Genomic DNA, 15895 nt, shown 5'->3' with positions numbered 1-15895 from the left:
ATTTCTTCCCAAAGCGGAATCTATTGCAGTATTCTTAGTTAAAAAAACTATGTTTTGCTTTCTTTGCTCAAATTTAGCATTTCACATGATAGTATTTATAATGGGGGTTAGCGGTTGTGGAAAATCTACAGTTGGAGAGCTATTGGCAAAGGAGTTAAACGTTCCGTTTTATGACGGTGATGATTTCCACCCACAAGCCAATATTGATAAGATGAGTGAAGGCACTCCCTTAAATGATGACGACCGCCAAGGTTGGCTAGAGTCTATCAATAAAAAAGCTCTTGCGTCCAAAGAAGGTGGCGTTTTTGCTTGCTCCGCCCTTAAAGAAAAGTACAGAGAAATATTATTCAAGAATACGGGGAACGACGCCTACCTAGTTTACCTAGAAGGTTCTTTTGACCTGATAGATGGTCGCATGAAAGCTCGTAAAGACCACTTTATGCCACCCGGCTTACTTAAATCACAATTTGAAACACTGGAAGTACCGAATTACGGACTTCATATTTCTATAGACCAAAACCCTGAAAACATTATAAAAGACATTACAAATCAAATGGCAAAACCTACTCAAGAATTCGGATTAGTTGGATTAGGCGTAATGGGAAAAAGCCTTGCAAGAAACCTTGCAAACCACGGTTTTAACCTAGCTCTATATAACCGTTACTTAAAAGGAAGTGAAGAAAAAGTAGCAGATAAATTCATAAATGAGTTTGATGAATTAAAAACTGCGAAAGGTTTTGAAGACATGCGAGGTTTTGTACAGTCGCTAGAAAAGCCAAGAAGAGTTTTCTTAATGGTGAATGCTGGTAAGGTAACAGATTATGTAATCAGTGAACTTTCCGATTTATTAGATGAAGGTGATGTAATTATTGACGGAGGAAACTCCCACTTTACCAATACAGAAAGACGTGGTGCAGAATTAGCCGAAAAAGGAATTCAATTTATAGGCACTGGTGTTTCTGGTGGAGAAAAAGGTGCCTTAAAAGGGCCATCTATCATGCCGAGTGGAGATAAAACTGCTTATGACAAAATTGCTCCTTATTTAGAGGCTATCGCCGCAAAAGACAAAAATGGAAAAGGCTGCTGCACCTATGTAGGCAAAGGTGGTTCAGGACATTATATAAAAATGGTGCATAACGGTATAGAATATGCCGAAATGCAGCTACTCGCAGAAGTATTTGCTGTGATGAGGTATAATAATGGCTTATCGCCCGATGAAATTTCAGCCATCTTAGAAGAATGGAATAAAGGTGAACTAAGCAGCTATTTGTTAGAAATTACCTACAAACTTCTCAAGAAAAAAGAGGGTGATAAATACATGGTAGATATCATTCTTGACCAAGCTGGTAATAAAGGGACTGGAAGCTGGACCACAGAATCTATGGCTACGCTGGGTATTCCTGCCACTATGATTTCTTCTGCTTTGTTTGCCCGGTATATATCTGCTTTTAAAACCAAGCGAACTGAGATGACCGCTAAGTTTGACTTTAAAATTGAAAACCAATCGAAAGCCAAAGTAGATGATTTGAAAAAAGCTTATTTACTGGCAAGATTGGTCAACCATCAGCAAGGTTTTGAACTAATAGCGGAAGCTTCTTCAAAATACGAATGGGGTTTAAACCTTTCTGAAATTGCTAGAATCTGGACCAATGGCTGTATTATTCGTTCTGAGCTAATGGAAACATTGATAAATACTTTGAAGAACAGTACTTCGCTGCTGCTATCGGAGAATAAAGACAAATTAGCAACAGAGCTTCAAGCGTTAAGAAATATAGCCACAGCCGGCATTAATTCAGGTATTTCGATGCCTTGCCACTTATCTGCTTTAGACTATTTGAATGCTAATTTATATAATCACCCTACCGCAAATATTATCCAAGCTCAGCGTGATTTCTTTGGTGCTCATACCTATAAGCGTGTAGATGATGCTAGTGGTAAATCGCATCATACTATTTGGGAGTAGATTTAAGCAGATTAGAAAGCCTAGTCTATCTGGCGTGCTTTCTTAGCTTGTTTTGTAAATAACTAGGTAGATAAAAACCTACGATTTTTTCAAGTTCGTTGCCGTTTTTATCTGCCACTATGAGAGTAGGAAAAGACTCCACACCATATTTACCGACAGCCTCTAATCCATTAAAAGAATCTGCATCCAGCTTATACATGTTAAAGTTCTTTTTTATGAATGAATCTAGAACATGGTCTGAATATGTTTCTCTTTCCATTCTTATGCATGGAGCACACCAGCTTGCCCAAAAATCAATCAATATTGGCTTCTGCTTTAATTGCCCCTCCTGTAGAATATCATCAATGCTTCCTTCATAAAGAGCTATTTCATTCTTAACCTTTACTGGAGCCTTTACGGTACAGCCAATAAAGAAAAGAACCAAAGACAAAAACACTAATGTATATTTCATAAGGATAAATTTGAGCGATATTTAGGTATTAAAAAAGGGGACAAGCCCCTTTTTAATGATTCATATTTATAATTCTTACTTAGTAAGCAACTCCAAGAGACTTCAATGTCTCTAAGTTCAAGTTTCCTTGAGGAAGCTTCTTATCTAACTGATATCTAAGAAGAGCTGCTTTTGTTTGTCTTCCAAATACATTATCAATAGGACCTGGATTGTATCCCTTGTCTCTAAGTGCAATTTGAATAGACCTGATTCTATCTGTAGTAATTTTTGATTGACATAATACTTCTACCCAGTCATTGTACTCAATTTCGCTAGACAGACTTGCAAAACTATATGCATCAAATTCAGCATCAATCTTAGACTCTTTACTAGTAGCAGGAGTTTTCACAACTGTCTTATTAATATTAGTAAATACCGCTGGAATTGTACTTTCGTTAGTAGAAGCAATCTTATCAACAGATTGTCTTGTAATAGTAGTGAAAGTAGCAGGAATGGCTACCTCTCTAGTAGTAGGCTGCTTATCAATCAGGTATTTAGTCACAGTTGCATATTCTGCAGGTACATCAAGGCTAGTAACTCTTGCTCCACAGCCATTCTTATTTGAAGCCAATGCATTTGAACCGTCCAAATTACCTAAATTATCTTTACAGTTGTACTTTTTAACTGTTCTATACTGAGCTGGTACTTCTATTTCTCTTGTACTTGCTGGCTTAACTAAAACTGTTCTACTTTTTGCTACATATACTGCTGGTATTGCTACTTCACGAACAGTAGCCTCCGTTGCCAAAACATCTACGCTGTATGTTTGATACTTTTCAGCAACCGCGTTTGTAGCCACTGATGCTGATTTATCAAGTACCTGACGCGTAATGGTTTCATAAACCGCAGGAACCGTATATTCTTTAACCTCCGCATCTTTTACTAAAACTGTTTTGGTAACTGTAGTATACTGAGCAGTATTAACACCATCTTTAAACGCTGCTGCTCCCGAAAGAGAACCCTTTGCATTATCTACGTAACCGTCAAAAACTTGTCTAGTTACCGTTCTGTAAACAGCAGGAATTTCTTTCTCAACTACTCTTGAAGGTGTTGCAAGAACTGTTCTTGTGATTGTTTTGGTTTGAGCTGGTGAAGTAGTTTCAGATACACTCGCAGCCTTTTTTAAGACTTTCTTAGTAATTGTTTTATAAACCGCTGGTACTTCTACTAAACAAATGATACTACAGTCATCTGGATTTGCAGAAAGACATGAAGGGTCTTTTCCTTGCTCATACTTTGTAAAAGAATCTTTTACTTTAACTCTTTCTGTTACAGTTTCATAAACTGCTGGTGTACTTCTAAGGTTTTTAATTGCCTCTCTTACTACTATAGTTTCCGTCTCCGTTTTATATGTAGCTGGTACCACTTCATAAGTCTTACTAGCTGCCTTTACTAAAAATTGCTCTGTTACTGTTTTATACTTTGGCAATTTAGCTCCACTAACACTAGGTGCAGCATCTCTAATTTTGAACGTTTGCTTTTCAGTTTTAAACTGAGCAGGAATAACCTCATACTTAACGTAAGAAGGCTTCACCATAATTCTTTCAGTTTCTGTTTTAAAACTTACTCTATTATCAGCATTTAAAACACTATATCCTTGATTTGTAAGAAATCTTCTTGTTTCCGTCTTGTAAGTGGCAGGAACTACTTCTAACCTTTTGCTCGCCTCTTTTACTAATACATTTTCAGTAATAGTCTCAAAGGTGGCTGGAATAACCTCAATGGTCTTATACGCCTCTTTTACTAATTTGGTTTCTTCGATAGCCGTAAAACATGGCTCGTTAAGTTCTCTTGCATTAAGAGCTCTACCATTTACACTTTCGCCAGCACATGAAAGAATTGAAAAGCTTTTATAAGCAGGAGAAGACATGTATTGTTCTGTAGCCCTTTTGTATGTTCCTGAATTAGGTACTAGCTCCACCCTGTTGGCAGCTTCTCTAGTCATAAAACTTTCTTGGGTACTTTTAAAAACAGGCTGATTTACACTAAATCTTGAACTAGCCTCTTTCACAAGTACGGACATGTTTTCTGTTCCTAAAGATGCTGGAATCACTTGAAACGCATTTGCTGCTTCCTTAGCTGTAAATTTTTGAGTTTCTTCATCAAAAACCATTGGTTTTAGACATTTGGCGTAACATTTACCTGGAAGAGCGTTTGGTGGTAAATCCGTTTGACCGAAGGAGTAGCTCGCGGTAAGTAACAACGCACTAAAGCTTAGTACTATTTTTTTCATTTTATAAGGGGGTTTATTAAGTAATTTAGATAACCATCCTATTCGTTTAGTAAACAAATATTCAAGCTTCTTATACTTAAGACTATATGTAGGTCAAACGTCACATTTTCATCTACAAATTCCCCCAAAACGTCATAATAAAACGCAAAAACCAAACTTTATGACAACAAATAAAGCCACCGAGTCAGGTAGTTCATTACACTCAAAATGTAGGCCATTTACTTATAAGAGCCGATTTATCATATTTGGAAATATTGCCAAAACAAAAAAATCACGATCCATGGAAATATTTTTCCATAAATCGTGATTTCGATTCAAAACTTTGCGAAAAGCTAAGTCTTACACCGCTTTAAATTTACCCGGTACTGGAATTGGATAGAAACCATTTGCATCAGGAAGCGACTTCGGAAGTGTATCCCAAGTAAAGCTTTCTGGAGCCAAAGAAATCTCTGATTTAAGAGCTTCTTCCATGGTGATTTTTTGACCAGAATACGTTGCCATTCTACCCAAGATAGAAGTCATGGTACTCATAGCACCGTTATAGGCATCGTTCACCGAAATATTATTCACAATATTATGGAAAAGTACATCATGCTCTACTTGATAAGGGTTCTTATCTTCTCTACCTCTGTGTCTCCATAGGCTATTACCTTTTAAATCTGTTATTTTACCCTCGGTAGCACGGCCTTTTGTTCCTATAAGATGTTCAGAAACATTGGCAACTGTACCAGGTTGGTGACGGCATTGGCTATCTAATATCATTCCGTCGGCATATTCAAACTGAACCACATGATGGTCAAAAATCTCACCGTATTCTTTACCTTTTCTTACTTCTCTACCACCAATGCCAATAGCTTCCGTAGGGTATCCTCCTTTAAACCAGTTAATAACATCAATATTATGAATGTGTTGCTCAGAAATATGATCGCCACATAACCACACAAAATAATACCAGTTCCTCATTTGGTATTCCATTTCGGTCATGCTGTCTTCACGTTTTTTGACCCAAACACCATCATTATTCCAGTAACATCTTGCCGATACTATATCGCCAATCATTCCTTGGTCTATTACTCTTTTATGAGTTTCTAAGTAAGACTTTTGATAATGTCTTTGAAGTCCTACTACTACTTTAAGGTCTTTCTTTTTGGCAGCTTCAGCAGCATCCAAAACTCTCCGAATTCCGGGAGCATCTGTAGCTAAGGGTTTTTCTATGAATGCGTGCTTATTTTGACGAACTGCCTCTTCAAAATGAATAGGTCTAAAACCTGGAGGGGTGGTCAATATTACCACATCTGCCAAAGCTATTGCCTTTTTATAGGCATCAAAACCTACAAACTTGTTTTCTTCAGGTACTTGTACCCTACCAGCTACTTCACCTTCTAAAGCTCTACCTGATGTTAATTTTTTATAGCAATCATCTAATCTATCACGAAAAGCGTCTGCCATGGCCACCAACTTAACGTTTTCTTTAACTGATAATGCTTGGAATGCCGCTCCAGAACCTCTACCTCCACAGCCTATAAGAGCTACTTTTATCTCGTCAGACCCACTATAAAAGGCTGATGACATTAATGGGCTGGCTATTAAGGCCGTTCCTCCAGCTAACATGGCTGAGTTTTTAATAAAGGCTCTTCGATTTAAATCTTTCATTATTTCTTAGGGTATTTAATTGGTTGAATATTTAAAGCTAAAGAAAACAGACGGAAAAAGGAAAATAGATAGCCCAACCGCCATTTTCCAACGGCTATTTGTCCTTAGGCGGTGGAGCAAAGTACTTTTCAATCTCCGCTTTTGATGGTTGCACGGCAGGTCTCAATAATCTAAAGCCTAAGAATGGTGCATCTGTAAGCCACCAATCCGACTTTGGTATTTGAGGGTCTGTCCTTTTTAATCTTTCCGTAGAACCTGTCCTTGCTGCCGAACGAAGTGCATCTGCATCATCGTCCCAGTTTCCGCCTTTTATAGTATGAGGGTACAGTAAAGTTGGTTCAAAATACGGGTCTTTTACACCGTTCTTAAGCTCCGAATGAACATTTTCCTTGTATTGGTCAGACGTCCACTCTGATACATTACCATACATGTCGTAAAGACCCCATTCGTTTGGTTTCTTCTCTCCTACCAAAGCGTAGGCTCCATCAGAGTTAGTATAAGACCAAGCGTAATCATCTAGCTGACTAACATCATCTCCAAAATGCCATGCCGTGGTACTTCCTGCTCTTGCGGCATATTCCCACTCAGCCTCCGTAGGCAAACGATAGAAAACACCTGTTTTCTTATAAAGCCACTCACAAAAAGACCTAGCAGCATACTGCGTTACATTACAAACCGGAAAACCTCCATTTTTACCTTGTCCAAAAGACATTTCCACATAAGGTTTAGTAGGTCTTGAAATGCCATCAAGTACCAAATCCTTGTCAATTTCTAATTCACTGTTTTGATAAATCAAATACAAATCCCAAGTGGTTTCATATTTCGCCATCCAAAACGGGCTTACTTCTACTTTGACCTGTGGTCCTTCATTTTCACTTCTTAAATCCTCACTTTCTGGACTTCCAAAAAGAAATTCGCCGCCGGGTATACCAACCATGTCAAAACCTTGGTGTGTATTAGGAATTTCTTGGCGGTAATCTGCTAAATCCTTTTGATTAGTAATTAGCGTAAAAAGCAGGATAAAACTTAAAATAATTTTCATTTACAATTTTTCAATTTCGGGTTTCAATAGTCTAAAAGTCATTCTGTGTAGGTAGGTTACGCCATGCTCTTTGATGGCTGCTCGGTGTTTTATGGTAGGATAGCCTGCATTGGTTTCCCATCCATATTGCGGAAATTCTTTGGCGTAGCTGTCCATAAGTTTATCTCTATACGTTTTAGCTAGAATACTTGCGGCAGCTATGCTTTGAAACTTTCCATCACCTTTTATAATACAAGTATGCGGAATAGATAAATAAGGAACAAATCTATTTCCATCAACTAAAAGATGCTCTGGCTTCACTGAAAGAAGCTTTACTGCCTTATGCATGGCTAAAATACTCGCTTGCAAAATGTTAATCTCGTCAATTTCAGTTTGTGAACAAATACCGACAGCGTAGGCTAATGCATCTTTTTCTATTATTTCGGCCATTTGCTCTCTAGCTTTCTTATCTAGCTGCTTAGAATCGTTTAAATATGCGTTGTCATAAGCCTTAGGGAGTATCACAGCAGCTGCTACCACAGGGCCTGCTAAACAGCCTCTTCCGGCCTCGTCTAGTCCAGCTTCTATACAATCCTTATTAAAATAGGGTTTGAGCATGTGTGCAATTTAAATAAAGAACACAAAAAAGCAGTCCCTTTTCAGAGACTGCTTTAAAGTATATTAAGTTCTTATCGACTATACGCCCAAATAAGAAGGTGAAATCATAGAAACAGCTTTAGCTTCTAAGAAAGACTCACCCATCAGGTACTGGTCTACCGCACGAGCAGCTTCACGTCCTTCTGAAATAGCCCACACTACTAATGACTGTCCTCTTCTCATATCACCTGCTGCAAAAATTTTCTCATTGCTAGTTTGATACTTAGGAGCGTTAATATTACCTCTTTGGTCATATTCTACACCTAAGTCGTTTAACAAACCTTCTTGCTGAGGGTGTAGGAAACCAGCTGCCAATAAAGCTAATTCACAAGGAACTTCTTTTTCTGTTCCAGGAATCTCTTTCATGGTCATACGGCCATTATCTTTCACCCATTCAATATTCACCAACTTAAGAGCTTTTAGGTTTCCGTTTTCGTCACCTACAAACTCCTTGGTGTTAATTTGCCAATCTCTGTCACAGCCTTCTTTATGCGAAGTACTGGTACGAAGCTGCATAGGCCACATAGGCCATGGCGTGCTTTCTGCTCTCTCTTTAGGAGGCATTGGCATAATCTCTATTTGATAAATAGCTTTGGCTCCGTGACGGTTAGATGTACCCACACAGTCAGAACCTGTATCTCCACCACCAATCACTACCACGTTTTTACCTTTTGCAGATAAATCGCCGTTTTGATATTTAGCTCCTTGGTGGTCAACAGAAAAGTCAACTTTGATACCTTTGGTATCTGCCACTCTTTTATTCTGCTGGCTTAAAAATTCCATTGCAAAATGAACACCTTTAAGCTCTCTTCCTGGAATATTCAAATCTCTAGGAACGGTAGAACCTCCGGTCAAAACTACAGCATCAAAATCTCTTTCTAATTGCTCCGAAGTTATATCAACACCAACATTTGTATTGGTTTTGAAAATAACACCTTCTTCTTCCATCACCGCAATTCTACGGTCAATGATGTCTTTGTTCAATTTAAAATCTGGAATACCATATCTTACCAGACCACCTATTTGGTCAGCTCTTTCAAACAATGTAACAGTGTGACCCGCTTTATTAAGCTGAGCCGAAGCGGCCATTCCTGCAGGGCCTGAACCTACCACAGCAATATTCTTACCTGTTCTCACTGAAGGAGGACTAGCTACTACCCAACCCTCTTCATATGCTCTTTCGATAATTGATTTCTCAATGTACTCAATAGCTACAGGAGGCTTGTTTATACCTAATACACAAGAAGACTCACAAGGTGCAGGACAAATTCTTCCAGTAAATTCTGGGAAGTTATTAGTACTTGCTAAAATCTCATACGCCTGTTTCCAGTTTTCTTCATAAACGGCGTCGTTAAACTCAGGAATGATATTCCCAAGCGGACAGCCATTATGACAAAAAGGTATTCCACAGTCCATGCATCTAGCTGCCTGTTCGTGGGTTTGCTCTTTGCTATATTTTTGCTCTACCTCTTGGTAGTCTTTTTTACGTTCATCTATACTTCTATACTTCGAAGCTTCTCTCTCAAATTCTAAAAAACCTGTTGGTTTTCCCATTATCGTGTTGTACTAATGTTCTAAATTGATTTCCTTATGCCGCTTTTGAAGCTTCTTTTTCACTTCTTTCAGCTAAAATACGCTTATAATCTCTTGGATAAACTTTCACGAAGTTCTTAAACTCTTCTTTCAAGTTGTCCAATATAGATTTAGCTACTTCGCTTCCAGTAGCCTTCAAATGCTTTGTAATCATACCTTCTAATAAGGCTTCATCATCCGTAGTAAGCCCTTCTAGGTCTACCATTTCTTTATTACACTTAGCATCAAATACTTTTTCCTTATCATAAACATAGGCTATTCCACCGCTCATACCAGCTGCAAAATTCCCACCTGTAGGTCCTAGAACAATTACGGTTCCACCTGTCATGTATTCACAACCATGGTCACCTATTCCTTCTACTACTACTCTAGCACCAGAGTTTCTTACCGCAAAACGTTCACCAGCTAAACCGTTAATAAAGGCTTCACCAGATGTAGCACCATAGAAAGAAACATTACCTACTGCCATATTTTCAGAGGCTTTGAAAGTAGCATTTCTGTCTGGATAGACGATAAGCTCAGCTCCGCAAAGACCTTTCCCGAAGTAATCATTAGAATCTCCTTCAAGTTCTAATTTCAAACCTTTGGTAGAGAACGCCCCGAAAGACTGCCCTGAAGTACCTCTATATTTAAAATGAATAGTGCCTGCTGGCAAACCTTCTCCCTTATAAATTTTAGAGATTTCATGCGAAAGCATAGCTCCAATAGTTCTGTCAAGGTTATTGACCTTATATTCTGCTGTTACAGCTTCTCCTTTTTCAAGGGCTGGCTTAGCATCCTTAATCATTTGCCTATCTAGAACCATAGAAATACCATGGTCTTGCTCTTCTTGCTTATACTCTGCTACTTCTGCAGCTATTGGCTCTTTGTAAAGAATTTTAGAAAAATCTAAATCTTTATACTTCCAATGCTTGATATCAGACCTCTTCTCTAATTTCTGAACCTGACCAACCATTTCGTTGACAGTTCTGAAACCTAGTTCAGCCATAATTTCACGCATTTCCATTGCTAAGTAAGTAAACATGTTTACCACGTGCTCTGGCTTACCGCTAAATAAAGCTCTTAGTTCTTTTCTTTGCGTAGCAATTCCTACTGGACAAGTATTCAAATGACATTTTCTCATTAAAATACAACCTGCTGCTACTAAAGCAGCAGTAGCTACTCCAAACTCCTCCGCACCTAATAAAGCTGCTATGGCAAGGTCTCTTCCTGTTCTTAATTGCCCATCTGCCTGAACCACAATTCTTCCTCTCAACTTATTTTTGACAAGCGTTTGGTGTGTTTCTGCAAGACCAAGCTCCCAAGGAAGACCTGCATGTCTTAATGAAGATAATGGAGAGGCTCCAGTACCACCATCATAACCTGCTATCAATACCACATCTGAGTGAGCTTTTGCTACACCCGTAGCAATAGTACCAACACCAGCCTCAGAAACTAATTTCACGGAAATACGTGCTTCTTCGTTGGCGTTTTTAAGGTCATAAATCAATTGAGCTAAATCCTCAATAGAGTAGATATCATGGTGAGGTGGAGGAGAAATAAGTCCTACACCAGGAGTACTGTGTCTAGTACGCCCAATCCAATCATCTACTTTATGGCCAGGAAGCTGTCCGCCTTCACCAGGCTTGGCACCTTGAGCCATTTTAATCTGAATCTCTTTGGCATTTGATAAGTAGTAACTAGTTACTCCAAATCTACCTGAGGCTACCTGCTTAATATTTGAAGACATGCTGTCTCCATTTTCAAGCGGCGTATATCTTGTTTCATCTTCTCCACCCTCTCCTGAGTTAGAACGAGCACCTATACGGTTCATCGCAATAGCCAAGGTAGTGTGAGCTTCCCAAGAAATAGAACCAAATGACATGGCTCCAGTAGCAAAACGTTTGAATATTTCCTCTACTGGCTCTACTTCGTCAATAGAAATTGAATCAGACTGCTTAAAACGCATCAAACCACGAAGCGTAAGGGCTTCTTTAGATTGGTCGTTTATTAGCTTAGAATACTTCTTGAATAATTTATAACCAGCCTCTAAATCTTTGTCGCCAAGTTTAGTTGACTGCTGAAGAAGATGAATTGACTCTGGATTAAACATGTGTTTTTCACCACGCTGCTTCCATTGATAAACACCACCTACTTCTAATCTCTTAACTGAATCTTTTTCGATTTTTGGATAAGCCACTCTGTGTCTTACAATAACCTCTTTGGCAATATCATCGATGCCTAAGCCACCAATTCTTGATACAGTTCCTGTGAAGTATTTGTCAACAACAGTTTTATTTAGACCTAAACATTCAAAAATCTGAGCCCCTTGGTAAGACTGCAATGTAGAAATTCCCATTTTAGAGAAAATCTTCAATAGCTCTTTATCAACAGCTTTGATATAGTTCTTATAAAGTTCTTTATCTGTAAACTCCCCGTCAATTTGACCAGAGGCGTTCATTTTGGTCAATGTTTCGAAAGCCAAGTATGAACATATGGCTGACGCTCCAAAACCAATTAAAGCTGCATAATGATGTGTTTCCCAAACATCGGCCGCCTCTACTACGATACTCGCCTGACCTCTTAAACCTTTACGAATTAAGTGGTGGTGAATAGCTGAAGTAGCCAACAATGAAGGAATGGCTGCATGCTCCGAATCTACTGCTCTATCAGATAGAACAAGAATTTCAAAACCATCTCTAATAGCATCTTCTGCGTAGCGACAAATTCTTTCAATAGCGAAAGCCAAAGCTTTACCATGATCATCTGAGCTAGTATAGAAGTAAGTATTAATAGTTTTAGCTTGGAAACCATCATGGTCAACAAAGCGAAGCTTATCAAACTCTTTAGGTGTTAAAACCGGCTGCTGCAACTGTACTTGACGACAATGCCTTGGCGACTCCGTCAAAATATTATCAGCAGTACCTACAAATGATATCAAAGACATGATAGAACGCTCTCTGATAGAATCGATAGGTGGGTTAGTTACCTGTGCAAATAACTGCTTAAAGTAAGAAGATAGATGCTGGCTTTGACTAGATAAAATAGCCAAAGGAATATCAATCCCCATAGACCCGATAGCCTCTTTACCTAAAGAAGACATTGGTCCTAATATCATTCTCAAATCTTCTGAAGTATAACCTGCAGTGATTTGTCTTTTGATAAGTTTCTCTGGACTGTAATGAGTATATGGACGAATTGACTTTGGAAGCTTTTTGATATTAATCTTATGCTTATCAATCCATTCTCCGTAAGGCTGTCTTGAACAAATATCAGCTTTCAACTCTTCGTCAGGAATAATTCTTCCTTCCTCCATGTCTACCACAAACATTCTACCTGGCTGAAGACGGCCTTTTGATACTACTGTAGACTGGTCAATATCCAAGACTCCTGCCTCAGATGCCATCACTACAGTGTCATCATTAAGTACCCAGTATCTAGATGGTCTAAGACCGTTTCTATCTAAAGTAGCACCCACCATTTTACCATCTGTAAATGATATAGAAGCTGGGCCATCCCATGGCTCCATGATAGTAGCATGATACTCATAGAACGCCTTTCTTACTGGATCCATGGCTTCGTTTCCGTCCCATGCTTCTGGCACCATCATCATCATTACATGCGGAAGAGACCTTCCTGAAAGATAAAGCAGCTCAATGGCGTTATCTAACATGGCAGAATCTGAATTACCTTTATCGCAGATAGGCATTATCATCTCCATTTCTTCTTTTGTGAAGAATTCAGAGTAGAAAGACTTTTCTGCCGCTCTAATCCAGTTTACGTTACCTTTTACCGTGTTAATCTCTCCATTATGAGCGATAAACCTAAATGGCTGAGCTAGTTTCCACGATGGGAAAGTATTAGTAGAGAAACGAGAGTGTACAATGGCAAAAGCCGAAACAACTCTAGAATCTTGTAAATCAGGGAAATAATATTTTAGTTGGTCTGTAGTTAACTGACCTTTATAAGAGATAGTACGACAAGATAAACTTGAAATGTAGAATGTTTGACTAACGCCTTTAACTGAGTCTCTAATAACCGCAGAAGCAAACTGTCTTAAAACGTATAACTTACGTTCAAAGATTAAGTCATCTTCAACTGCCTCTGGCATTTTGATAAACAACTGCTCAACCCATGGTTCAACTTTAAGAGAGCCTTCGCCTAATGTATCATTAAGTGTAGGCACTTTTCTATATCCAAGAAGGTCAAAACCTAGCTCTTCAATTTTTCTGTTAAGTATCTCACGACACTCTTCTCTTGCTATTTCTTGGTACGGGAAGAAAATTTGACCAACACCATACTCTCCTGAGGCTGGCAACTTAAAGCCTTTTTTTCTACACTCGCTTACAAAAAATTCATGGGGAATTTGCAACAACAAACCTGCACCGTCACCCGTATTAGGGTCACAACCGCAGGCTCCTCGGTGGTCCATTCTTTCTAGCATCTGTATGGCATCTGTAACAATACCATGCGATTTACGGCCTTTTAAATGAGCTCGGAAACCTATTCCGCAAGCGTCATGCTCAAACTCACTGCTGTAAAGACCCAAGTTTTCTTCTGTTTCAATCATTCCTTATAGTACTCCTGTTATAATAAATGTATTTCGGGAAACTGCATTGTATTAGCATTTAGATATGTTTCCCTTACGAGAGCTAAAACAGTGGTTGTATTTTTAGCTCTGCCTTGCAATATAATAACAAAAAAAGTTGAGATTGACAGGTAAACTCTGATTTTAGTACTCAGCAACCAATAAAATATCTTAATGTAAACTTAACATTAGAATAATCCAATTTAGAACATTTCTAAGTGCTATTTTTACTTGTCTTAACAAGTAAGTACCTCCAATTTCACTGATTATGTCTGCAAAAACGAGTCAATTGCAGCCATTAAACAAAAAAAAAGAGGTAAACATTACTGCTTACCTCTTCATATTGACTAAATGAATCTGCTTACATTACAAAACCTAAACCTGCCGTAGTATTTGACATTGGGTCTATGAGTATAAATGCTCCGTTAGAAGGATTTTCTGTATAAGTATCGGCGAATATTTCACCTGCTGTTTTCAAATTAACTACACCAATTTCATTCAATTTGATGTCTGTTCTTTCATCTGACTCCACTAAATGCTGTACATCTAAAACAGAATCAATAGAAATTGACTTTGCTTTTTGTGTATTGACACCGTGCTGAAGAATGTACGTTTTGCCCGCTGAAAGCGGCGTGCTATCCATCCAACAAACAGTAGCTTTTAAAGCTTTTTTACCTTCAGGCACTACATTAGAACGCGTTAACATGTTTCCACGGCTAATGTCAATGTCAGTATCTAAAGTAATAACAACCGAATCTCCAGCAATAGCCTTCGTTAAGTCTGTTTCGAACTTCTGAATGCTTTTTATGGTAGAACTTTGACCGCTAGGTAAAGCTGTAACTTCATCTCCTACCTCAAATTCTCCACTGCTTATTCTTCCTGCATAGCCTCTGTAATCATGGTATTCTTCTGTTTTAGGTCTTACCACATACTGAACACCCATTCTGGCAGGGATAGCATCTGCACCCGTTCTCACTTGCTTATTTTCGATGCTCTCCAAAATATTCAATAAAGAACCACCCTCATACCAAGCCATTTTATCTGACTTTGTGGTAATGTTATCTCCATATAAAGAAGACAGAGGAATGAAAGTAATTTTTTGACCTTCAAAACCTGCTTTTCCTACGGTAGTTTCAAAATCCTTTTTGATGGCTTCAAAGCTATCTTGAGAATAATCTACCAAGTCCATTTTATTAACAGCAACTATTACGTTTTCAATTCTTAATAATTGACTGATGTAATAATGCCTTTTGGTTTGCTCAGAAATACCATTTCTAGAATCTATAAGAATTATAGAAACTGAAGCATTACTAGCACCTGTAATCATGTTACGCGTGTACTCGAAATGACCAGGAGTATCTGCAATAATATACTTACGTGTAGGTGTATTAAAATAAATGTGAGCTACGTCAATGGTGATTCCTTGCTCACGCTCGGCTATCAAACCATCTGTTAATAAAGAAAGGTCTGTAAAGTCTAAACCTTTTCTTTTAGATGCTGTCTCTAGAGCCTCTATTTTATCTTTTGTAATAGATTTTGTTTCGTAAAGTAAACGGCCTATCAGCGTACTCTTACCATCATCTACCGAACCTGCCGTTGCTATCTTTAATATGTCCATTTTTGTAAATTCTCTTCTTTCTTTAAAACTGCTCCAGTTAGACTTGGAGACATTAGATGTAAGACTAAAGACTTGCTTAATCTAATTATTTAAAATTCGT

Annotated in this window: 9 protein-coding genes; 1 reads left to right on the top strand and 8 read right to left on the bottom strand. The window is 38.3% G+C overall.

From position 1 onward, the window contains the following. Positions 1-85 precede the first annotated feature (85 nt). Complete coding sequence (gndA, locus tag AC0L6O_RS09460) at positions 86-1963, top strand: NADP-dependent phosphogluconate dehydrogenase (protein WP_473308079.1); 1878 nt, start codon at positions 86-88, stop codon at positions 1961-1963. Between the two features lie 25 nt (positions 1964-1988). Here the strand turns inward: gndA and AC0L6O_RS09455 are convergent, their stop codons facing one another. From AC0L6O_RS09455 to AC0L6O_RS09420, 8 genes are all read right to left on the bottom strand, one after another. Then, positions 1989-2414 (bottom strand): thioredoxin family protein, encoded by a 426-nt coding sequence (locus AC0L6O_RS09455; protein WP_473308078.1) that lies wholly within the window; start codon positions 2412-2414, stop codon positions 1989-1991. Between the two features lie 79 nt (positions 2415-2493). Next, positions 2494-4686 (bottom strand): peptidoglycan-binding domain-containing protein, encoded by a 2193-nt coding sequence (locus AC0L6O_RS09450; RefSeq protein WP_473308076.1) that lies wholly within the window; start codon positions 4684-4686, stop codon positions 2494-2496. Between the two features lie 339 nt (positions 4687-5025). After that, a complete protein-coding gene (locus tag AC0L6O_RS09445) occupies positions 5026-6339 on the bottom strand; it encodes a Gfo/Idh/MocA family protein (protein WP_473308075.1) in 1314 nt (437 codons plus the stop codon). 94 nt (positions 6340-6433) lie between these two features. Next, positions 6434-7381: a formylglycine-generating enzyme family protein gene (locus AC0L6O_RS09440; protein ID WP_473308073.1), complete on the bottom strand. Its 948-nt coding sequence runs from the start codon at positions 7379-7381 to the stop codon at positions 6434-6436. Then, positions 7382-7978 (bottom strand): ribonuclease HII, encoded by a 597-nt coding sequence (locus tag AC0L6O_RS09435; protein ID WP_473308072.1) that lies wholly within the window; start codon positions 7976-7978, stop codon positions 7382-7384. It lies immediately after the preceding gene. A gap of 78 nt (positions 7979-8056) precedes the next feature. Next, the gene (locus AC0L6O_RS09430) at positions 8057-9571 is read right to left on the bottom strand and encodes a glutamate synthase subunit beta (protein ID WP_473308070.1); all 1515 of its coding nucleotides are present in this window, start codon (positions 9569-9571) and stop codon (positions 8057-8059) included. Between the two features lie 34 nt (positions 9572-9605). Then, a complete protein-coding gene (gltB, locus tag AC0L6O_RS09425) occupies positions 9606-14159 on the bottom strand; it encodes a glutamate synthase large subunit (RefSeq protein ID WP_473308069.1) in 4554 nt (1517 codons plus the stop codon). A 379-nt stretch (positions 14160-14538) separates the two neighbouring features. Then, positions 14539-15795, bottom strand: a complete 1257-nt coding sequence (locus AC0L6O_RS09420) for a sulfate adenylyltransferase subunit 1 (protein WP_473308067.1) — start codon at positions 15793-15795, stop codon at positions 14539-14541. Positions 15796-15895: the final 100 nt, after the last annotated feature.

Source organism: Arcticibacterium sp. GJ41-1, assembly GCF_055808875.1.
Note: the sequence above shows the minus strand (reverse complement) of the source record. Positions and strands in the feature narration are given on the sequence as shown.

Bases quoted from the DNA above. Each gene is read 5' to 3' on its own strand.
- AC0L6O_RS09435 (WP_473308072.1), bottom strand. From the start codon at position 7,978: ATGCTCAAACCCTATTTTAATAAGGATTGTATAGAAGCTGGACTAGAC.
- AC0L6O_RS09445 (WP_473308075.1), bottom strand. From the start codon at position 6,339: ATGAAAGATTTAAATCGAAGAGCCTTTATTAAAAACTCAGCCATGTTA.
- AC0L6O_RS09440 (WP_473308073.1), bottom strand. From the start codon at position 7,381: ATGAAAATTATTTTAAGTTTTATCCTGCTTTTTACGCTAATTACTAAT.
- gndA (WP_473308079.1), top strand. From the start codon at position 86: ATGATAGTATTTATAATGGGGGTTAGCGGTTGTGGAAAATCTACAGTT.
- AC0L6O_RS09455 (WP_473308078.1), bottom strand. From the start codon at position 2,414: ATGAAATATACATTAGTGTTTTTGTCTTTGGTTCTTTTCTTTATTGGC.
- gltB (WP_473308069.1), bottom strand. From the start codon at position 14,159: ATGATTGAAACAGAAGAAAACTTGGGTCTTTACAGCAGTGAGTTTGAG.
- AC0L6O_RS09420 (WP_473308067.1), bottom strand. From the start codon at position 15,795: ATGGACATATTAAAGATAGCAACGGCAGGTTCGGTAGATGATGGTAAG.
- AC0L6O_RS09430 (WP_473308070.1), bottom strand. From the start codon at position 9,571: ATGGGAAAACCAACAGGTTTTTTAGAATTTGAGAGAGAAGCTTCGAAG.
- AC0L6O_RS09450 (WP_473308076.1), bottom strand. From the start codon at position 4,686: ATGAAAAAAATAGTACTAAGCTTTAGTGCGTTGTTACTTACCGCGAGC.